A 20,481-nucleotide genomic window follows, 5' to 3' on the forward strand; every position below is an offset into this window, starting at 1 on the left:
AGCCATTTGCTGTTAACAAGATTTTATAACTTGAAAACCATGAATCACTATTAAATGTTGTGTAATTAATTGATGGGGTTGAATTATCAATGTAAACTTCAACAGTCGTAGTACCGGATTCATTTCCTGCCATATCTACAGCTTTACAATAAACTGTATATGAACCAGTTTTATTTAAAAGATAACTTGAACCTGTAGTCCAGTTATTTTGGTCTGTAGAAAACTTATAAGTCGATATTCCAGAATTTTCATCTGTACTCTTTGGTGTAATTGTAACTGAAGAACCATATTTATTTGCTTTTCCATTTACAATTGTTATTCCACCAACATTTGGATCTGTAAGTGTGAGAACAGGAGTTGATGGATTAACTTTATCGACTTTTAGTGTAATTTTTTCTGATATTGCATCATTTCCAGCTTTATCAGAAACATAGATATAAATATTATGAATTCCTGTGTCTAAATCAAAGACTTTATTAAAATCCTGACTTGGAGACATTTCAACTTTATCTCCGTTGTCAATACTATATTTCCATTTTGAAGTATCAAGAAAATAATTATCAGTAGCTGTTGCTGAAACTGTAACAGCTGATTTTGTCCAGTCTTTAGTATAAGGGTCAACTGTGATTACAGGTGGAGTTTTATCTACTGTAAAACTGATTTTTGAGCTAGAACCAGTATATCCAACTTTATCTTTGGCAGAAAAATAGAAATCAGTATATTTACCCTCTCTATCAAGAGATGCAGCGCTTCCAGTTCCAGTACCTACAACACCATTTAACTTGTATGAGTAAGAAACTGTATCAAGATTCGATTCTTCTACATTTGCTTGAATTATAGCTTGTTTAGAATAATCGTCTGGCATGCGTGAATAAGATACTTTTGGTGCAGTTTGATCGAGAATGTAAGTTCTTGATACTGTATTTCTATTTCCAAGATTATCACTCACACTAAAGCTTACAGTATAAGTTCCATCTGGTCTGTTGTTAAAATTAAAACTATTACTAGAAGATGACATTCCTAGTTGACTACATGAAACATTCCAAGACCCTGGATTTACACCAGATTGACCATCACTTGCTGAAGCACTTATTTCTACATTAGCACCGATACAGGCAGCAGTATTATTAATTGAAATTGAAGGTCCCTGAGTATCTTGTCTAAATAAAAAAGTATGAGTTTCAGAACTATCATATACATCATAATCTTGATTATGTCCCCAAAGAGGACCATCCCATACCCACTTTGTTTCTGTTCTATAATAATTTACAGTAATCGTTAGATTATAATCAGAAGAAATATATGAAGAACCACTTGCACTAACTTGACTTCCATATGATGACCATGAAACATTTACAGGATTTTTAAAATAAAATGTGCTACCTGATTTTATGGCAGTTGAATTTACAGTAAGATAGATACCACCTCTTTTTGAATTTGATATTGTGTATGTCTCAGAAAATAAAAGAGAAAATCCTAATGTTAAAATTAGAGCTAAAACAAACTTTTTCTTATTCATAAACCACCTCTGTATTGTTTACAATCAAAGAACCTTTGTTATAAACACAAGTTTTTGACTTATCATTTTTTGAATTTGTTAATATAAACTTTTCTTTGTTAGATTTATTAATGACATTTAATTCATCAGAAAGAAGAGTAACAGATTTTTCATCTTCAAAAATCCAAACATTCTGACTTTCTCTTCGTCTAATTTTTGTTCCAGCCATAATTGATTCTGCAGCTATATCTTTTACCTTTTGATAATCATCGAGAGAAATTACAATAAATTGTTTATTATCTAAATCTTCAAAAAGAATAAAATGATCATCAACATAATTTGCAAACTGATTTGTTGAAGCCAGATTTAATTCAACATCCTGAATATTGTTTTGAGTTATATTCAGTAATTTCCATTTATTATCAGTTTTATAAATCATCTTAACGTTATTTTCATCGCTGAAAATTATTTTTGCATCAGATGCAATATAACTGTCTTCAAGTAAATTTCTTTTTATTGTAAGTGTTGAATCATAGAATGAAATCTTATTTGACAAGCTGTTATTTGAAATTAATTCAGGATAATAAGCATATCCTTGTGTGTTTTCTTTTTCTTCAAAATTGAAATTATTATACTTTAATAAGATTGTTTTATTATCAGCAAAAAGCATCATATATAAATCTTTATTTTCAGTATAAAAGAAATCAACATATTCAATTACACCATTAGAGTTAATATCATTTTTTTCAAATTGATTACCATTTTTCTTTAAGAAGGTAATTTTTGTATTATCATTCGAAATATAATAACCAATCAAATCTCCTTCATACCAGTAATAAAACTTATATGAAGTTACAATATCATCTGGATTAGAAATTGATTTAATTTCATTTACTTCATTATCTGAAATTGAAATGTTGTATAAAATATTATTATTCAGGAAGGAATAGTTATAAACTTTTGATTCATCATTGTAATTCAATGAAAAATTAGAAAAAACACTTTGTTCAAAATTTAATGCATATTTTTTTAATTCAATTGAACTTTCATAATCAAGTCTAATAGTTATCAATTTGTAGATATCATTTTCTTTTCCGATACATACAAAATAATTAGAGTCTATCTCAGATAAACATAAACCTTGCACATCTGTTATAACCCCTGTTTCTTCAGGCAAATCAATTTTTTGTAACCTTGAAGACTCATCCGCGTTTATTGCTTTTAGAGAGCCATTTTGAACATAGAGAATTAATGCAGTACCATCATAATTCTGAGCGGCTTGCATTTCGGTAATTCCATTACCAACTCTCATTTCATTGGCAGACAGACAATAAATTAATACAAAAATTAGAAAAGAAAACAAATGTTTTTTCATAAACAAAACTCCATTCCCGTTATTTAGAGTTAAAGAATTTATGAAAAAAGAAATTTAATTTTTTTATTTTTTAAAATTCTTTTAATCATAAAACTTTTTTCCACCGCAATTTATAATGCATATATATAAAATTTGTCAATTAAGAAATCAGCCTCAAAATCACATTTATGACAAATGTCATAACATTTTGTTAATAATTTATGACAAATGTCATAACATTTTGTTATTATTTAATAATATATATTTCATTTTATGTTTACAATCACATAAAATAACCATGGTTATTTTAAAGTATACTTACATCCTACTTTAAAACTTCATAACTTCCGTTTATAATAAGACTATGACTTATCTAGCGAAAATTGGAGAACTTACTCTTAAAGGTTCTAATATTCAGGAATTTGAAAATCTTTTAAAACATAATGCAGCAAAATATCTGGAAGGCACTGGAGCAAAAATAGCGCTTCGTGCAGGACGTCTTTATATTGATTGCGAAGAAGCTGCTGCTGAAAAAGTAGAGTTTACACTTAATCATCTTATTGGAATTACCGGCTGGGCTAAGGCTGAAGTTTGCGAAAAGACTATTGAAGATATCAGCCGTGCCGTTTTTGAAATTGCTAAAAAGGAAGCTGAACGCGGATGCAAAACTTTTAAGATTGATGCCCGCCGTGCAGACAAAAGTTTTCCAATGAACTCTTACGAAATCTGCTGTGAAGCTGCAGGTGATGTTGAAGCAATAATGAAGGTTGATGTTCATCATCCTGATACAATCATTTATGTTGAAGTTCGAGAACGCTGTTTTGTTTATACTGATTCTAATACAGGCTGCCGGGGACTTCCTGTTGGCTGCAGCGGAAAAGGACTTTTGCTTTTGAGCGGTGGATTGGACTCTCCTGTTGCGGGTTACCGTATGCTTCGCCGCGGTATGAAAATTGAATGCTGTTATTTCCATTCTTATCCATATACATCTGAAGAAGCCAAGCAGAAGGTTGTTACACTTGCACAGAAGCTTGCTTATTACGGAATCACAACTTATCTGAACGTTATTCCTTTTACAGATGTTCAGATGAAGATTAAGGAAAAAGCTCCGGAAGCGTGGTCTACTCTTATGCTCCGTGTCTGCATGATGAAGCTTGCTAATCGTCTTGCACATCGCTGTAACGCTAAATGTATTATCACAGGTGAAAGTGTTGGTCAGGTTGCAAGTCAGACTATTGAAAATATGACAGTTACCGAGCATTTTGCTGAACTTCCACTTCTCCGCCCTCTCTGCGGTATGGATAAGGAAGAAATCATCAAAGATTCATATTTTATTGATACTTATGAGACTTCAATTCTTCCATATGAAGACTGCTGTGTATTGTTCAGCCCAAGACATCCTGTTTTAAGAGGTACTGCAGAACAGGCCGAAGAGATTTACAACTCGCTCGAAGTTGATGAGTTGATTGAGAAGTCTTATAAGGAACGGGAAATAATTAAACTTACTGTGAACGGAGAGCCTGTTAAGAAAACAGATTAAAAGATGCTGAACCAAGTTCAGCATGACGATGAATTATGAAAGCAGCTGATAAACAACTAATTTATACACTTCTCAAAACTGCAGATGCTTATGAATGCGGATATACAAGGGAGAAATTTGCCGCAGAGCCTGTATTTACAGACGATGCAGAAACTCCACAACAAGAAATGACTGTCGAGCCAATCCCGACAATGACAGATAGTTCTGCGAATGCAAATTCTGGTCTTACTATCGAAGAACTCAATGCAAAGATTCTTCGCTGTACACGTTGTGGACTTGCTCGTACCCGTAACAATGTTGTTCCTGGTATGGGTGTTCAGACTCCAGATGTTCTTGTAATTGGAGAAGGTCCTGGACATGACGAGGATATGCAGGGGCTGCCTTTTGTAGGAAAAGCAGGTATTTTGTTAGACCGAATGCTTGCTGCAATCGGATTGGATCGTAAAACTAACTGTTATATTGCAAACATTGTAAAATGCCGCCCACCAGAGAATCGTAATCCTCTTCCAGATGAACAGTCTGCCTGCTTCAGTTTCCTTGAGACTCAAATTCATATTCTCAAGCCAAAGATGATTCTTTGTATGGGAAAAATTGCAATCGAAAAAATTACAGGTCAGAGTATTTCAATAAATGCTCAGCATGGTGAATTCTTTGATTATAACGGAATCCCGGTTATGCCAACTTATCATCCGAGTGCCTTGCTTCGTAATGAACAGCTTAAACGCCCGGCATGGGAAGACCTGAAACTTTTCAAAAAACGCTTAGACGAAATAAATAATAATTAACGGCAGGTAGTTAATGCAGTATCTCGAAATCATACTGAATCTGCCTGTTAATCAGGGCTTTACATACTCTTATATTCCTCCAGAAAAAGAAAAACCTGAACTTATTCCTGCAATCGGAAAACGTGCAGAAATTATGTTCGGTAACAAGAAGACACAGGGATTCATCATTAATATCAGCGACAAATTACCGGAAAACTGTCCTGTTGCCCCTGAAAAAATCCGCCCGATAAAACGCGTAATAGATAAAGAACCTCTTTTTGGAAAAGAACTGATTGAAATGGCTCACTGGCTTTCACGCTATTATCTTTGTACACTTGGAGAAGCTGTTTTTTCAATGATTCCAAGTGGACGCCGAGAAACAAGTGCAGGCGGCTTTGGATTTGAAGAAGAAGTTGGTGAGAAAAAGAAGAATGAGTTGTCCCCTGAGCAATCAAAGGCGGTTGAGGAGATTCTTAGTGCAAGTGGATTGCTTCGCTCCGCTCGCAATGACGGAGGCGGACTTTTCCATTACCTTTACGGCCCGACGGGCTCTGGTAAAACCGAAGTATTTCTTTCACTTGCAGAAAAGATTCTTGAAATGGGAAAAGGGGTTATTTACCTTGTACCGGAAATTGGACTTACGGGTCAGGTTGTAAAAGCCGTAGCAGACCGGTTTGGAAATACTGCCGCGGTGCTTCATTCAGGACTCACTCCTTCTCAGCGGCTTTCTGAATGGCATAGAATCATGCACAGGGAAGCCCGCGTAATTGTTGGTGCACGTTCTGCGGTTTTTGCTCCGGTTCCTGATCTTGGACTTATTATTATTGATGAAGAACATGACGGTTCTTATAAATCCGGTAACAATCCACGTTATCACGCAAGACAGGTTGCTATGCACCGCTGTTCTACACTTAAGATTCCGCTTCTTATGGGAAGTGCTACACCAAGTGTTGAAGCCTGGTATGGAATGCAGGGCGGCTCTATTGTAAGACACCGTCTCACAAAACGTTTAGCCGGTGGAGAGATGCCTCACATTTCCTGTATAGATCTTTCATATTACCCCAATGACGGCTGTATTTCTAAACCTCTTGAAGATGAAATAAATAAAACACTCGCACAGAAACATCAGACAATTTTGTTTTTAAACCGCCGCGGCTTCACTCACTTTTTCCGCTGCAATCAATGCGGATATGAATTAAAATGCAAAAATTGTTCTGTACCACTAACCTACCATAAAATTGAAAACAGACTCCGCTGTCATTATTGCGGATGGTCAATATATCCACCGGAAAGCTGCCCACAGTGCGGTTCACTCGACATTGGAAGTTCTGGTTTTGGAACAGAATATATAGAAGCTGAAACACGTGCAAAGTTTCCGAATGCCCGTATTCTCCGTCTGGACACCGATGTCCTCAAAAATAAAGACGAACTCTTAACTTCCCTCGAAGATTTCCGACAGGGCAAATACGATATTCTGCTTGGAACACAGATGGTTGCTAAGGGACTAAACTTCCCTAACCTTCAGCTGGTTGGAGTTATTCTTGCAGATGCCGGACTCCATATGCCGGACTTCAGGGCCGGAGAGAGAACATTCTCTTTGATTACTCAGGTTGCAGGACGAGCCGGCCGTTATTTTCCGGACGGAAAAGTTATTGTTCAAACCTACAGCCCTGGTAAAGGACCTGTGCTTTATGCCTGCCAGAGCCGTATAGAAGATTTTTATGGAAGTGAACTTGCAGAACGCGAGATGCTTGACTTCCCTCCTTTCAGTCGACTGCTCCGACTTGTTTTCAGAAGCTTTAATAAATCACTTGCCGCACAGACTGCAGCAGATGCAGTAAAGATTCTCGAAGAAGGTGCTCCGCGCGGGATGGAAATTATTGGTCCTGCAGAATGTCCTATTGAGAAAATCAATTCTTCCTGGAGATATCAGATTTTATTAAAAGGTGGTTCAATCATTCCGCTTCAGAATGCAGCGCGTAAACTGCTTTTTGATTACACTCATAATCAGAATGTTTATATTGAATATGATGTGGATCCTGTGAGTTTATTATAAGATATCGTCATTGCGAGGAGCGCAGCGACGTGGCAATCCTGTAACTGGATTGCTTCGCTCCGCTCGCAATGACGGCAATTATACATGCCGGCGGATTCCGTCGAACTTGATTTCATACAAAAATAAACCGGTAGGTGGTGCTGTTACTCCGGCGACTTTACGGTCCTGTGCTTCCAGGATTTTTTTCATTGAATCTTCAGCAGCATTTGTTTTATCAAGATTCACAAGAGTGCCTGTAAGTGTTCTGACCATCTTCCACAGAAAAGCATTAGCTTCAATCTGAAAAACAAGCAGATCGTTTCCCCAGCGGTCTTTCTGTATAAAAAACTTTGCGTCATCTATATAGCGGTTATTTGAAACACTATCATCACCACTTGCAGCGAAAGAAGAACAGTCCAGTTCTCCCCTCAGACATTCACAGTATTTATTCAGTCGCTCAAGATTCGGTGTATAATTTTTTACAAGCCAGGTAAAGCGCATATTATCTGCAGCCGTAGTATCTCCAAAAGAAATAAAATAGCGATATACACGGCTTGTTGCAGATTTACGTGCACTGAAATCTTCCGTGACCTCACGGGCAGCCATTATCCTTACATCAGATGGCAAAAATGCATTCAAAGCCCTTACATAATTTTCTGCCGGCATTGAATCAATTGGTGAATAAAAATTTGCAGCCTGCCCTACAGCATGTACACCGCTGTCTGTTCTACCGGAACCGTAAAGAGTAGTTTTTTCTTTGTGGATTTTTTCAAGAGCCTTTTCTATTTCGCCCTGTACTGTACGTTCTGCTTCACCGCCGCTTACAGCATCATCCTGACGCTGCCAGCCACAAAAGTCTGTACCATCATATGAAATAGTTAGAAGTATATTGCGCATTTAGAACTCATCATCATTAACTAACTTTGAAAGATTATCATAGAGGTTTCGAGCATGCTCAAGCAATGGACCAGGTTTACTTTTAGAAGATTTTCCTAAACCAAAAATACGTGCAATTGCAGTTTTTGATTCGCTGAGTTTTTTCAACCTCATCTGAATATCTTCCTGCTGACCATACTTATATTCAAGAAGGCCGCAAAGATAGATTACTCCATCCCAGCCGTAGTTCTTATCAATATCAGGGCCCATATTATTTAAAGTAGAACTCTTTTCAATTCGTTCTGTTTCGTTTATAACAGCCTGCTGATAGAAGAACAATGCTTTACTGTAGAACATTTTCGAAATTAAATCATAATTATGATCTGCACAACGCTGGTTGATTTCTGCTGTGAGCCAGGCAAGTCTCAATGTAATAATAGCTTTTTTCATTGTTGGCAAAGCATAAGGTCCCATATCATCATAAGTCATGAGTGCAAGATAATACATTGCAGTACCATCAAAAAGAGAACGCTCATGCTTTAGATTATAATAAGGGAATATTTCTTCGCAGGCTTTATGACGTTTTTCTGAATGTTCAAAAAGTTTATCTGCATCATCTGGATCAATTTTTTCAGTAAAATCGTTCCAGAAAAGTGCTGTATGACAGTTAGGACAAACACCAATTTCATAAATCAGAGGATAGATCCGGCCGAATTTTGCTGACGGCTCATAAATACGATGAAGCTCTTCTGTAAGTCCACCGGCAATCATACGACCATTACCGCTTCGCATTACTTCTCGTTCAAAGGCTTTTTTGCAGACAGGACAACTTACCTTATCTTTAGACCAGTAGGAAATTCCAACTTTTTTTTCTGGTCCGCCTTTTTTTGATGTAGCCATTTTATCCCCCTGTTTAATCTATTTTTTTTCTAATATAACAAAAGCAACCGCATATTCTTTTTCATGACTAAGACTTACGAATGCATTGCAATCTCCAAGTCTTTCCTTGAGCAAAGAAAGCGCTGCCCCTTCAATATTCAACTCTGGCTTACCTTCACTGTTGTTTGTTATATAAACATCTTTCAGATTAAAGCCTATAATTCCTGTTCCAAGAGCTTTTGAAAAGGCCTCTTTTGCAGCAAATCTGACAGCATAGTGCTGACATTTTGCAGAATCAGACTTTGCAGATGAACGTTCCTTTTCATTAAAAAAACGTTCTATCATTTCGGGATTCTTCACCCATTTTTCAAAGCGCTTTACTTCAGCAATATCAGTTCCAATTCCTGCAATCATTACTGAACTCCAGCTTCGTCTGCAGAATTTGCTGCAGCTTCCTCTGATTCAGCTTTTTTTTCAGATTTTTTTATAACTGTTACGGTTATTTCTTCATCTGATTTTTCTACAAGCTGCAGATTTGCAGGTAGTACATATCTGAGAGGAATTTCATATTCGCCAGGTTCAGTTACATCTTTTAGATTCAACTGAACGGCATGCTTTGAAAGTATATAGTTTTCCAATACAGGCATTGTTCCGGAAAGCTTAATCATAACAGAAGGAAGTTCATCTTTAATTTCGAGAGAATCATCCAGATTAAAGATTTCAATTGGAATCCCCTGGAAAGTTCGTTCCATTGCCTGAGGTTTAATTGTAACTTCGGCTTTAAATGGACCTTCATCAAGAACTGTAAGAAGTTTATTTAATTTTTGGTATGAAGTTTCTGTAGAGAAATTGATTTCTGCATTAGATACGTTCAGACGAGTTGTATAAATCTGCTCAGTTGCATTTACCACTGATTCAGGACCAGCAATTTCTACTGTTGAAGGACTCATTGAAATTGAATCAATTTCATAACCATGCGCAACTTCACCTACAACTGACGGAACAATCGGAACATATTTGATTGCCTTTTTATCTACATCAATTGTAATAGAATCATCTTTCAGTTTTACTTCAAAAGGATCATAAGCCATAAGGCTTTCTGAAAGAGTGATTTTTACAGGAATCTTATAAGTTCCCTTTTGTGTAATTGTATCAAGACAAATTGAAGCAGAAATATCAGATGGAAGAACTGACTTAATTGTTTCTTCTCCGGCTCTCACCACAACAGAAACAGAACCTGGAGTATTTCCCATATGCATTACAATTCCATTCTCAATAATCTCAAGTGGAACAACGATAGTTTTTGAATCAATCATAGAGGCCTGATGAAAGAAATACAGGAAGATAGCAATAATAAGACAGATTACCTTAGCAGGCCACTTGTCGAGGATTTTATCGCGCAAATGTTTTGTGTTCATCTACAGTATCCTCCAGTACCTGAGCTTCAGAAGTGATTTCAAGAAGATTTTCAAGAATCTTTCGAACTTCTTCTATTGTAAGGTCGTAATTAAGCTTTGAATCATAAGCAAGACTAAGTGCACCAGTTTCTTCAGATACAACGAGTACAACTGCATCAGAAACTTCTGAAAGACCAAGGGCTGCACGGTGACGTGTACCGAAAGTCTTTTTGATTGTGTAGTTTTCTGAAGTTGGAAGGAAGCAACCGGCAGCAATAAGTTTTCCGCCCTGAATAAAGCAGGCTCCATCATGAAGAGATGTATCCTTACCAAAAATTGTCATAAGAAGACTTGAAGAAAGATCCGCATTCAAACGGGTTCCTGTCTGAATATGATTTTCCATTGGAGTATGGCGCATAAAAACGGCAAGCATACCGCGTCTCTGCTGAGAAAGCATTTCTGCGGCAATCAAAACGGCATCAACATAAGTATGCTTTGATCGGGTACCAAAAGCAAACCAGCCGTTCTGTCCAATTCTGATAAATAATTTACGGATTTCCGGCTGGAAAACAAGGGCAAACCCAATTATGAGTGCCGGTGCAATTATGTTCATTAACCAGAGGATTGTCTGAAGTTTTAAGAGAACTGCAACACCATAAACGATTACAACGATCAGAAGTGATTTAAGCATCTGAACGCCGTTTGTTTTTGAGATAAAATCGTATGCCTTAAACAGAATGAATGTCATGACAGCTATATCGAGGAACGGCCGTATGAAATCATAAAGATATAAGATTCTGTCAAAACCGAGCATTGAAACTTCCTAAACTACTGTGTCATTGCGAGCACGAAGTGCGTGGCAATCTATACAGATTGCTTCGTCGCAAGCTCCTCGCAATGACGTATTATGATAAATTATACTATATTATCGGAGAAATTTCATCACATTTAACGTATCAATTGCAGAAGAAACATCGTGTACACGGATTATTTTTGCGCCCTTTTGAACTGATATCATATCTGCAGCAAGAGTACCTGCCAGCCGTTCTTCTGCAGCACGACCTGTCATGTCACCGATACAGCGTTTTCGGGAAAGAGCCATAAGAACAGGGTAACGGTTACCGCAAAGAGCAGCTGGTTCTTTTATGAGTGCAAGATTCTGTTCTGTTGTTTTTCCAAAGCCAATACCGGGGTCAACGATGATTTTATCTGATGAAACACCGTTAGAAACACAGAATACAACCCGCTGTCCCAGAAAGTTAGAAACTTCTTCTATTGAACCAGGACCTGTATGCATGAGGATTACTGAAGCTCCGGTTTTAGCAATGTATTCTGCAGCTTCTATTGAAGGTTCAGCGGCAGCAGCGGCGGTTCCATCTGAGTTTGCTACGGTCTGTGTTCCGCTAAGTGCGGTTACGTCATTCCAGATGTCGGCTCCGGCAGCAAAGGCGGCACGAAAAACTGTAAATTTATTTGTATCTATAGAAATTGGGATTGAAGATTCTCGACGTACGGCTTCGATAACCGGCATAATGCGGCTGATTTCTTCTTCGGCAGTTACGGGGGTATAACCAGGACGCGTTGATTCGCCGCCGATGTCTAAGATGTCGGCGCCTTCTTCTATGAGACGGAGCGCACGGTCGACGCCGCCACGGCTATCTGGATAGAATGAATCTGGTGTAACATTTACGATTCCCATTACGAATGCTGGCCGTTCTGTTGCGGCGCGCTTTAAGCCAAACTTTAGTTGTAACATTCCTTTACCGCCTTTTTGATGTGAGACGGCGAAAGACCTGCCATCTCAAGAACTTCTTCACGTGAGCCATGACTAAAGAATTTATCTTCAAAGCCAAGAACACGTGTATTTTTCATTCCATTTTCGGCAAGAAGTCCTGCCAGATATTCACCCATTCCACCGGCAATTACACCATCTTCAACAAAAACAACGCCATTATAACGACTTGCCAGTTCAATAAAATAGGTTTCATCAAAAGGTTTAATAAAGCGAAGAAGATATACATCTGCATATCCGCCATCAAGCAGAACTGCACGAACAGCCTTCTGTACCTCGGAATACATTCCGCCTGTAGCTGTAATCAAAATCTTCTTTTTCTTTTTTTCTAGTTCAGCTTCACTTATATTTTCAATAACAAATTCTGTACAAGGAATAAAGATGCCTCGTCCAAGTTCAACCGGCTGACTCATCTGAGGAACTTCTGTAGGACAGGTAAGTTTAGGGTATCTGATTATAACAGAGGTTCCCTTATCTACTGCCCATTCAAAGCAAAGTTTTAAATCTGCTGCACTACAGACGGTCATCAATTCAAGTTCAGGAATTGGACGGAAAAGCGCTATATCATAAATTCCCTGATGAGTAACTCCATCAGCAGGAACAGCACCGGCACGATCAAGTATAAAAACTGAATGTGCTTTCTGAAGTGCTATATCATGCACCATTTGATCTACGGCTCTCTGTATAAATGTAGAATAGATACAGGTAACAGGAACTTTACCGCCTTTTGCGAGACCTCCTGCAAAAGTAACTGCATGCTCTTCTGCAATTCCAACATCAAAAAAACGATCCGGAAATCTGTGTGAAAAAGCAGAAAGCCCTGTACCTTTTGCCATGGCAGCTGTAATTGCAACAATATCTTTGTTTTTTTCACCTTCTTCACACATCAAATTACTGAAGGCTTCTGTAAAACTCTGAGCATCAAACTTTTCTACGGTACCATCACTAATCTGGAATGGTCCAATACCATGGAATAATTCCGGATTATTTTCTGCCGGACTATAGCCTCTTCCTTTTTTTGTAACTACATGTACTACCACAGGACGATGAAGCTGGCTTACACGACGCAACTGTTTTTCAAGGGCAGCTTCATTGTGTCCATCAAGAGGACCAACATATTCAAAGCCTAAATCAACAAAAAGATTGTTTGTAAGCAAAAGGCCTTTGACAGCTCTTTTTACGCGGAAAATAAATTTCTCAAGAGGACGTCCGATATATGGTATTTTATCAATTGCTTTATCAACACGATAACGGAAGGTCTGATAACCGGCTGTCATTGTAAGGCGGCTGAGATAACGGGATACAGAGCCTGTGTTATGGTCAATTGACATCTGATTATCATTCAAAATTACAATAAGATTTTTTGAAAGCTGACCGGCGTGAGAAAGACCTTCAAAAGCCATTCCACCTGTAAGTGCACCGTCACCAATAACTGCTATAACCTTTCCCTTTTCACCATTTAATTCACGTGCTGTAAGAAGTCCAAGAGCTGAAGATATTGAAGTTGATGAGTGTCCGTTTATAAAATAGTCATGTACACTTTCGTTTTTATTTGTGAAACCGGAAAGTCCTCCAGCTTTTCGGAGGCTTGGAAACTCTTCATAACGGCCAGTAAGAAGCTTATGTGTATAACACTGATGGCTTACATCCCAGACAATTGCATCTTCGGGACTGTTGAAAACGCGATGAAGCGCAATTGTAAGTTCAACAACTCCAAGATTACTTGCAAGGTGACCGCCATTTTTTCCAACAACATTTATTATAGTAGTACGGATTTCTGAAGCGAGTTGCTTGAGTTCTTTTTGAGAAAGCTTTTTTATATCCTGTGGCGAATGTATTTTTGAAAGTAAAATTTTTCAACCTCTTAAAGGTGGTTTCGACAAGTTCAACCACCGCGGTGCAAAAAAAAGACCGCGTAATACGCGGTCTTTCAACACATAGTCTCGACCTAAAAACTACTTGCTCTTATGTCGATTACGTCTAAGCATCTTCTTTCGCTTATGTGTCGCCATCTTCTGGCGCTTTCTTTTCTTTCCACAAGGCACGATGGCACTCCTTAAAACTTATATAAGTTTTTATATATTGCCAAAAATCACCCTCTCTGTCAAGGGGAAGACTGACATTTTTCTAAATCAGAATATCTCATGGAATTATCAAATGATTATCGGCAAACACTTTAACTAAGCCACACACTTTTTCAAAATCTTTTTCTGTGCCATTAAAATCTATTACTGTGCTTCCCGGAATTCCCCGAATATATGTATATTGTTTTTTTGCATATTTACAGCTGTGATGTTTAATAGCTTCTCTGATTTCATCCAGCTTATCCGCGCCAAGTAAAGATCCATCCTCATCAAACCATTCACTATAGCCGATTGCTTTAAGGCCGGGAGTATCTTTGTGATAACCCTGTTTAATCAGGGCTTTTACTTCTGAATCCAGGCCATCAGCAAACATAATATCTACCCTATCTCTAATACGCTGATAAAGAATATCCCTTGGAGGCTCAAGTACTAAAAACAGAAAATCATACTGACTGCGAAGCTCGGGTTCAATTTTGAATTCAGTTCTTGTTTTACCGGAAAGGTAATACACTTCTAGGGCACGGCAAATACGATATGCATCATTAGGATGAATTCTGGCAGCACTTTCGGGATCTATCTGTTTTAATTCCTCATATAAAACATCATTTCCTTCAGTTTTAATTCGGCTTTTCAGTTTTTCGCGTAATTCAGGATCAGAAACTGGAGTTGGAGCAATTCCATATAAGAAACTTCGGATATAAAAACCAGTCCCACCACATATAACAGGCAGTTTATGTCGTGAATATATATCGCGGCAAGCCAGATCAGCTGCATCTATAAAGTCGGATACATTAAACTGCTGTTCTGGAGAAAGAATATCAACAAGATGATGCGGGATTTCCTGGCAAAGTGCAGCATCAGGTTTGGCAGTTCCTATATCCATTCCTTTATAGACTGCCTGAGAGTCTGCACTTATTATTTCGGCGTTTAAAATAAAATGACTGCCTTGAGGTGAAAATAATTCCCTCGTTAAGGCAGTCTTTCCTGAAGCTGTAGGTGCAAAAATAACAAGAACTGGTATTTTGCCTTCTTCAGCAGGTTTGTTAGTCTTTGTGCTCAATACGGTAAGTTACTCTTTTTGTAAAAAGCTGTTTTGCAGCTGCACAAACAACCTTATCCTGATTTGCAGCGATTTCCGGGTCATCAACCTTAGCCATCTGATATGCACGAAGGCTTGCTGCAACTGTTATTTCATAGATATTTTCATCAAACTCAACTAACTGTTCCAAAGGAAAAACCATTATAGTACCCCTCAAAAGTAATAGATTATTTTAACAATTCCATGGGCTTATGTCAATTATATGTTGTAAATCATAATGCACTATAAATGATATTCCGCGCCTTTCTTGCTGCAGAAGTAGTTCCTGAATCACAGCGCTGCATTGTCATTACAATTGTAATTCCTGATTCACGATCTACACTCACATAAGGTCCAAGCCAGCCATCCCAGCCAAACTCGCCCTTATTTGTAATTACATTACAATTTCCAGGATTTGCCGCAACTCTTAAAAGATTACAATAGGTGTATCCTGCAAGATGAGGCATTTTCATATCAAAACGAGTCTGAAGTGCTGGTGTAAGTCTTGCTTCTGATAAATATCTGACTGTATTTTCACTAAGGATTCGTCTTCCTTCGTAAATACCGCCATTTACAAGCATCAGTGCAAACTTCATATAATCATCAATTGTAGAACAAAGTCCCGCACCACCACTTTCAAAAGCCGGTTCATGATTCATTTTGTCCTGAATACCTAAATTGCAGTATGTAAAAAGCTCTCCACCTGCACGGTATACCTTTGCAAGCCGGCCTCGTTTTGAATCTGGAACATAAAAAGCAGTATCGTTCATTCCAAGAGGGTCGAATATGCGTTTTTTAAGGAAGTCACTGAACTTCATTCCACTGGCAACCTCTATTACCGCGCCAAGAATGTCTGCAGAAAGACCATAGTTGTAGTCGGTACCAGGCTCAAAGCTGACAGGGATTTCCGAAAGACGTCGGGCTACTTCGCGGGTAGTAATCTTATTAGGACCGTTTTCTGCCTGATCTTTATTTAATTCCGCAATAAAATCTGATGTAAGATGTTCTCCAAGAGGGCAATCCTCACTCCAGGCACCGTAAGTATAGCCGCTTGTCATATTCAAAAGGTCAGAAATAAGAATATGTCTTGATACAGGACGAGGAATTCCTTTACGACCAGGCTCAGAACATACCTTTACTCCGCCAAATTCCGGTAAATATCGGAATACTTCCTCCGCAAAATCCAGTCGCCCCTCTTCCATAAGCACCATAGCGGCCGCCGCGGTTACAGGCTTTGTCATTGAATAAAGCCGAACAATCGTGTCGCGTGAATATGGTCTGCCAGCCGCCACATCAGCAAAACCAGACTCCCAGTAGCCGATTTCCTTCCCATCTTTACACACCAGAAGGTTCAGTCCGGCCGCTTCCTTTTTAGCCACAAAATCATCTAAAACAAATTGTAATTTATCGGAATTCTTAAAAATCATATTATTATCATACCATATAATAGTGGTTAGAACATCATAGAGATTACTTATAAAAAAAGACCTGCAGATATTTAATCTACAGGTCTTTTTAGTTTATTTCAAAGAAGTAAACTTATTTTTTCATTGCATAAACAGTTACTTTAGCTGTTTCTCCGTAATTGTTAGTAATTGTTGTTTCTCCAAAATATTTTGTCTTACCTTCATTTGTTTTTACAGGAACCGAATTTACAACTTGGTTAAGCCTATTAATATAAAAATCAGTATTTGCCAAGTCTTCAGCTGTTGCTTCTTCAACTTCAACCTGTACAAATGAGTTTCCTGAAATAATAACACCCTGTGCTTTTGCTGCCTCAATCATCTCGTCTGTCAATGCTCCCTCTGGGAAACTTCCTTTCTCAATCATTGTGGTCACACCTTTAGTAAAGGTAAAATCACCACCTGAAACAGTAAATTCAGCTCGCTCAATTTCAGTAAAGTAAACAGGACCTGTATAAGGACTTTCTTCCTCATATTCAGCTTTGATAGTAGCAGCCCAGTCTCCATCAGCGAATGTTATATCAGCAGGATCAACAGCTACAGAAACATCATCACTTGAGAAGAGTACACCAGTATCAACACCTGCAAGAGGATCTTCATCAGCATCCTTCTTACATCCAGCAAACATAGCTGCAGCTACTAAAAGAAGAGCAGTTACTTTTACAATTTTTTTCATATTTGACCTCCAACGTCAAGCAAGCATCTACTTGCGCAAAAATTTAATTATATAATAAATATACAATGAAATATTTTTTCTCTCAACAATCTTTTTTATAGAGATTAATAGTTTTTCTTATTCTTATGATAATATAACAGAAAATTATTTATAAACCATAAAAATATATTGAATTATACCTTTATAATAAAAACTCTTGATTTTTATTTTTAATAGCACTTTTAATTTTATGCTATCCGTAAAATTTTCCACATATTTCCCTAAGAATCTTAATTGTATAAATGACTAATATGGAATATAATGAATTTATAATTAGTTAAACCTTTAACTAAAAATGTCATACACAAATGACTGTCATGCTGAACTTATTTCAGCATCTATTTATAAGATCCCGAAACAAGTTCGGGATGACATTTAAGGAAAAAACGATATGGGAAACAAAGAACTTATTGAAAGCGGCAGTGCCGTTCTTGGAATTGAATTCGGTTCAACACGTATTAAGGCTGTACTGATTAACGACAAATATGAACCAATTGCAGGCGGTTCATATACCTGGGAAAACACACTCGATAACGGTATCTGGACTTACCCTCTTACTCAGATTCACGAAGGTCTTCAGACCTGTTACGCAGACCTTAAAAAGGATGTTCAGGAAAAATACGGCATAAAGCTTACAAAGTTCCGTGCAGGCGGTATTTCTGCAATGATGCACGGTTACCTTGCTTTTGATAAGGACGAAAATCTTCTTGTTCCTTTCAGAACATGGCGCAATACAATTACTGGTCAGGCTTCTAAAGAGCTTTCAGACCTTTTCAACTTCCCTGTTCCAGAGCGCTGGTCTGTTTCTCACCTTTATCAGGCTATTTTGAACAAAGAGCCACATATCTCAAAGATTGAAAACGTATACACTCTCGCAGGCTACATTCACTATATGCTCACAGGCAAGAAGGTTCTTGGGGTTGGCGATGCAAGTGGTATGTTCCCTGTAAAATATGATAACGGCAAGGCTGACTACAATCCTGATTTCAAGGCTAAGTTTGAAGCTCTTGATGGCGTAAAAGCTCTCGGTCTCAAGCTCGACAATGTTTTCCCTAAGGTTTTAATGGCTGGTGAAGAGGCTGGTACTTTGACTGATTCTGGTGCTAAGTTCCTTGATCCGACAGGAGATCTTCAGGCAGGTATTCCATTCTGTCCTCCAGAAGGAGATGCCGGAACTGGTATGGCTGCTACTAACTCTGTTGCCGCTAAAACAGGTAACATCAGTGCAGGTACATCAGTATTCAGCATGGTTGTTCTCGAAAAAGACCTTAAGAAAGCTTACCCTGGAATTATCGATATCGTAACTACACCTGCAGGACTTCCAGTTGCAATGGTTCACGCTAATAACTGTACAGGCGAGCACAACTACTGGATGGATTTGTTCTATGAAGTAGCAACTCTTATGTGCGGTGCAGAAAATACACCAAAAATTGGTAAGTTCTTTGATGATTTGATTGGTAAATCTCTTGAAGCTGATAAGGATTGCGGCGGTCTTCTCGCATACAACTATCTCTCAGGTGAAACAATCACAGGCTTTAATTCTGGCCGCCCATTGTTTGCCCGTGCAGAAAACGCTAAGTTCAATGTTGCAAACTTTATGCGCGTTCAGATGTTCGCTTCTCTCGGCGCTCTTCGTGCAGGTATGAACATTCTTTATGATGAAGAAAAAGTTCCTGTAGAAAGTATGACTGGTGCCGGCGGATACTTTAAGACAGAAGCAGGTTTGAAATATATGGCTGCTGCAATGAAGACTTCTGTAAGTGCTATGGAAACAGCCGGTGAAGGCGGACCTTGGGGTATGGCACTGCTTGCTGCATTTGCGGCTGAAGGCAAGAAAGACCTCGGAGACTTCCTGAACAAAGAAGTATTCGGTAACTGCAAGAAGACAACTTCTGCACCGGAAGCTGAACTTGTTGAGAGTTTTAATATTTACTTTGAAAGATATATGAAAGGATTAGCAATCGAGAAAGCTGCGGTTGAGAATCTTTAATATGGATTGCCACGTCGCTACGCTTCTCGCAATGACGTCATTGTGAGCGTAGCGACGCAATCCATCATGGAGAATAAATTATGACATTTGAATCACTTAGAAACGAAGCTTACGAAGCTAATATGAAAATCCCGGAGAATCATCTTGCTCTTTATACATGGGGCAATGTTTCTGCTTTTGATAAAGACAAGGGAGTTTTTGCGATTAAACCTTCTGGAGTTCCTTATCCAGAACTTACACCTGAATCAATGGTAGTTATTGATTTAGAGGGTAAAAAAGTTGATGGTTCTTTGAATCCTTCAAGCGACACCCCTACTCACGCAGTACTCTACAAGGAATTTGCTGTAAATAAGGGCGGCGAAGTTGGTGGTATCATTCATACTCACTCAACATGTGCTGTTGCATGGGCTCAGGCTGTTCGCTCTGTACCACTTTTTGGAACTACACACGCTGACCACATTCAGAAATCAGTTCCATGTACTCCATACCTCAGCCGCGAAGCCGTTGAACGCGATTACGAAAAAGAAACTGGTCTTTTGATTGTAAAACACTTTGAAGAACTCGGTCTTAATCCAAGCGAAGTAAACATGGTTCTCTGCGGAGGCCACGGACCTTTTGCATGGGGCAAGAACGCAGACAAGGCTGTTTACAACGGAACTGTTCTTGAAGAAATCTGTAAGATGGCAATGTATACACTTCAGATTCGTCCTGACGCAACTGAGCTTCCTGATTATATTGTAAATAAGCACTATATGCGTAAGCATGGACCTAACGCTTACTATGGTCAGGGTAAATAAAAAAATTAATCCTGGCTCCCGGTCCTGATCCATAAGTCAAAACGCGCAATATTGCGCTAGACGTTTTTTGGGGTTTAGAAACTATTATAATGCCACTCTCGCGGTATCCCCAAAAAAAGTCTTTTTGACTTATGTCTCACTCCCTCGCGCCAAATTCTCTGTATATTATAAAATCACTTTCATTGTATTTATTTCCCCACCGTAATCGTGTTATAATTA

General features: G+C 38.3%; 18 protein-coding genes. 5 read left to right on the forward strand and 13 right to left on the reverse strand.

The annotated features are described in order from the left end of the window. The coding region (locus tag BMY21_RS12535; protein ID WP_143064234.1) for an OmpL47-type beta-barrel domain-containing protein at window positions 1-1,519 on the reverse strand (1,519 nt) is incomplete at its 3' end. After that, complete coding sequence (locus BMY21_RS12540; protein WP_074644741.1) at window positions 1,512-2,873, reverse strand: hypothetical protein; 1,362 nt, start codon at window positions 2,871-2,873, stop codon at window positions 1,512-1,514. The genes BMY21_RS12535 and BMY21_RS12540, both read right to left, overlap by 8 nt. 343 nt (window positions 2,874-3,216) lie before the next feature. Between BMY21_RS12540 and thiI the strand changes: the two genes are divergently transcribed. Genes thiI through priA form a run of 3 tightly spaced genes read left to right on the forward strand, consistent with a single transcriptional unit; the run spans window position 3,217 to window position 7,212 of the window. After that, window positions 3,217-4,392, forward strand: coding sequence for a tRNA uracil 4-sulfurtransferase ThiI (gene thiI / locus BMY21_RS12545; protein WP_074644743.1), 1,176 nt, complete (start codon window positions 3,217-3,219; stop codon window positions 4,390-4,392). Between the two features lie 35 nt (window positions 4,393-4,427). Beyond that, window positions 4,428-5,177, forward strand: coding sequence for a uracil-DNA glycosylase (locus BMY21_RS12550; RefSeq protein ID WP_074644745.1), 750 nt, complete (start codon window positions 4,428-4,430; stop codon window positions 5,175-5,177). Window positions 5,178-5,190: 13 nt separating this feature from the next. Further along, window positions 5,191-7,212, forward strand: coding sequence for a replication restart helicase PriA (priA, locus tag BMY21_RS12555; protein ID WP_074644747.1), 2,022 nt, complete (start codon window positions 5,191-5,193; stop codon window positions 7,210-7,212). A gap of 78 nt (window positions 7,213-7,290) precedes the next feature. Here the strand turns inward: priA and truA are convergent, their stop codons facing one another. The 11 genes from truA to BMY21_RS12610 all read right to left on the reverse strand — a co-directional run bounded on the left by truA (window position 7,291) and on the right by BMY21_RS12610 (window position 17,436). Continuing rightward, on the reverse strand, window positions 7,291-8,088 hold the full coding sequence (gene truA, locus BMY21_RS12560; RefSeq protein ID WP_074644749.1) for a tRNA pseudouridine(38-40) synthase TruA: 798 nt from the start codon (window positions 8,086-8,088) through the stop codon (window positions 7,291-7,293). Then, window positions 8,089-8,967 carry a DUF2225 domain-containing protein gene (locus BMY21_RS12565; protein WP_074644751.1) on the reverse strand — a complete coding sequence of 293 codons (879 nt, stop codon included), beginning with the start codon at window positions 8,965-8,967 and terminating at the stop codon, window positions 8,089-8,091. Window positions 8,968-8,985: 18 nt separating this feature from the next. Further along, window positions 8,986-9,360: a holo-ACP synthase gene (acpS, locus tag BMY21_RS12570; protein WP_074644753.1), complete on the reverse strand. Its 375-nt coding sequence runs from the start codon at window positions 9,358-9,360 to the stop codon at window positions 8,986-8,988. After that, window positions 9,360-10,364, reverse strand: coding sequence for a CdaR family protein (locus BMY21_RS12575; protein ID WP_074644754.1), 1,005 nt, complete (start codon window positions 10,362-10,364; stop codon window positions 9,360-9,362). Before BMY21_RS12575 ends, acpS begins: the two co-directional genes overlap by 1 nt. Next, window positions 10,339-11,157, reverse strand: a complete 819-nt coding sequence (gene cdaA, locus BMY21_RS12580) for a diadenylate cyclase CdaA (RefSeq protein ID WP_074644756.1) — start codon at window positions 11,155-11,157, stop codon at window positions 10,339-10,341. The genes BMY21_RS12575 and cdaA overlap by 26 nt, the downstream gene beginning before the upstream one ends. A 111-nt stretch (window positions 11,158-11,268) precedes the next feature. Next, complete coding sequence (gene folP, locus BMY21_RS12585) at window positions 11,269-12,099, reverse strand: dihydropteroate synthase (protein ID WP_074644758.1); 831 nt, start codon at window positions 12,097-12,099, stop codon at window positions 11,269-11,271. Continuing rightward, a complete protein-coding gene (gene dxs / locus BMY21_RS12590; protein ID WP_074644760.1) occupies window positions 12,087-13,988 on the reverse strand; it encodes a 1-deoxy-D-xylulose-5-phosphate synthase in 1,902 nt (633 codons plus the stop codon). The genes folP and dxs overlap by 13 nt, the downstream gene beginning before the upstream one ends. A 289-nt stretch (window positions 13,989-14,277) precedes the next feature. Next, the gene (miaA, locus tag BMY21_RS12595) at window positions 14,278-15,279 is read right to left on the reverse strand and encodes a tRNA (adenosine(37)-N6)-dimethylallyltransferase MiaA (RefSeq protein WP_256210449.1); all 1,002 of its coding nucleotides are present in this window, start codon (window positions 15,277-15,279) and stop codon (window positions 14,278-14,280) included. Next, complete coding sequence (locus BMY21_RS12600; protein WP_074644762.1) at window positions 15,263-15,460, reverse strand: DNA-directed RNA polymerase subunit omega; 198 nt, start codon at window positions 15,458-15,460, stop codon at window positions 15,263-15,265. The genes miaA and BMY21_RS12600 overlap by 17 nt, the downstream gene beginning before the upstream one ends. Window positions 15,461-15,530: 70 nt before the next feature. Beyond that, window positions 15,531-16,724 carry a serine hydrolase domain-containing protein gene (locus tag BMY21_RS12605; protein ID WP_083379869.1) on the reverse strand — a complete coding sequence of 398 codons (1,194 nt, stop codon included), beginning with the start codon at window positions 16,722-16,724 and terminating at the stop codon, window positions 15,531-15,533. A gap of 112 nt (window positions 16,725-16,836) precedes the next feature. After that, window positions 16,837-17,436, reverse strand: coding sequence for a hypothetical protein (locus tag BMY21_RS12610; protein ID WP_074644764.1), 600 nt, complete (start codon window positions 17,434-17,436; stop codon window positions 16,837-16,839). A 430-nt stretch (window positions 17,437-17,866) separates the two neighbouring features. Here BMY21_RS12610 and BMY21_RS12615 point away from each other — a divergent pair, with 430 nt between their 5' ends. Together BMY21_RS12615 and araD are read left to right on the forward strand one after the other, a co-directional pair. After that, entirely contained in the window at window positions 17,867-19,465 is a 1,599-nt protein-coding gene (locus BMY21_RS12615) for a xylulokinase (protein WP_074644766.1), read from the forward strand. A gap of 80 nt (window positions 19,466-19,545) precedes the next feature. Next, complete coding sequence (gene araD / locus BMY21_RS12620) at window positions 19,546-20,262, forward strand: L-ribulose-5-phosphate 4-epimerase AraD (RefSeq protein ID WP_074644767.1); 717 nt, start codon at window positions 19,546-19,548, stop codon at window positions 20,260-20,262. Window positions 20,263-20,481: the final 219 nt, after the last annotated feature.

The sequence above is a fragment of the Treponema bryantii genome, assembly GCF_900111035.1.
Classification (GTDB): Bacteria; Spirochaetota; Spirochaetia; order Treponematales; family Treponemataceae; genus Treponema_D; species Treponema_D bryantii_C.

Coding starts and splice junctions, on each gene's coding strand:
- BMY21_RS12540 (WP_074644741.1), bottom strand. CDS start 2,873: ATGAAAAAACATTTGTTTTCTTTTCTAATTTTTGTATTAATTTATTGT.
- thiI (WP_074644743.1), top strand. CDS start 3,217: ATGACTTATCTAGCGAAAATTGGAGAACTTACTCTTAAAGGTTCTAAT.
- BMY21_RS12550 (WP_074644745.1), top strand. CDS start 4,428: ATGAAAGCAGCTGATAAACAACTAATTTATACACTTCTCAAAACTGCA.
- priA (WP_074644747.1), top strand. CDS start 5,191: ATGCAGTATCTCGAAATCATACTGAATCTGCCTGTTAATCAGGGCTTT.
- truA (WP_074644749.1), bottom strand. CDS start 8,088: ATGCGCAATATACTTCTAACTATTTCATATGATGGTACAGACTTTTGT.
- BMY21_RS12565 (WP_074644751.1), bottom strand. CDS start 8,967: ATGGCTACATCAAAAAAAGGCGGACCAGAAAAAAAAGTTGGAATTTCC.
- acpS (WP_074644753.1), bottom strand. CDS start 9,360: ATGATTGCAGGAATTGGAACTGATATTGCTGAAGTAAAGCGCTTTGAA.
- BMY21_RS12575 (WP_074644754.1), bottom strand. CDS start 10,364: ATGAACACAAAACATTTGCGCGATAAAATCCTCGACAAGTGGCCTGCT.
- cdaA (WP_074644756.1), bottom strand. CDS start 11,157: ATGCTCGGTTTTGACAGAATCTTATATCTTTATGATTTCATACGGCCG.
- folP (WP_074644758.1), bottom strand. CDS start 12,099: ATGTTACAACTAAAGTTTGGCTTAAAGCGCGCCGCAACAGAACGGCCA.
- BMY21_RS12600 (WP_074644762.1), bottom strand. CDS start 15,460: ATGGTTTTTCCTTTGGAACAGTTAGTTGAGTTTGATGAAAATATCTAT.
- BMY21_RS12605 (WP_083379869.1), bottom strand. CDS start 16,724: ATGATTTTTAAGAATTCCGATAAATTACAATTTGTTTTAGATGATTTT.
- BMY21_RS12610 (WP_074644764.1), bottom strand. CDS start 17,436: ATGAAAAAAATTGTAAAAGTAACTGCTCTTCTTTTAGTAGCTGCAGCT.
- BMY21_RS12615 (WP_074644766.1), top strand. CDS start 17,867: ATGGGAAACAAAGAACTTATTGAAAGCGGCAGTGCCGTTCTTGGAATT.
- araD (WP_074644767.1), top strand. CDS start 19,546: ATGACATTTGAATCACTTAGAAACGAAGCTTACGAAGCTAATATGAAA.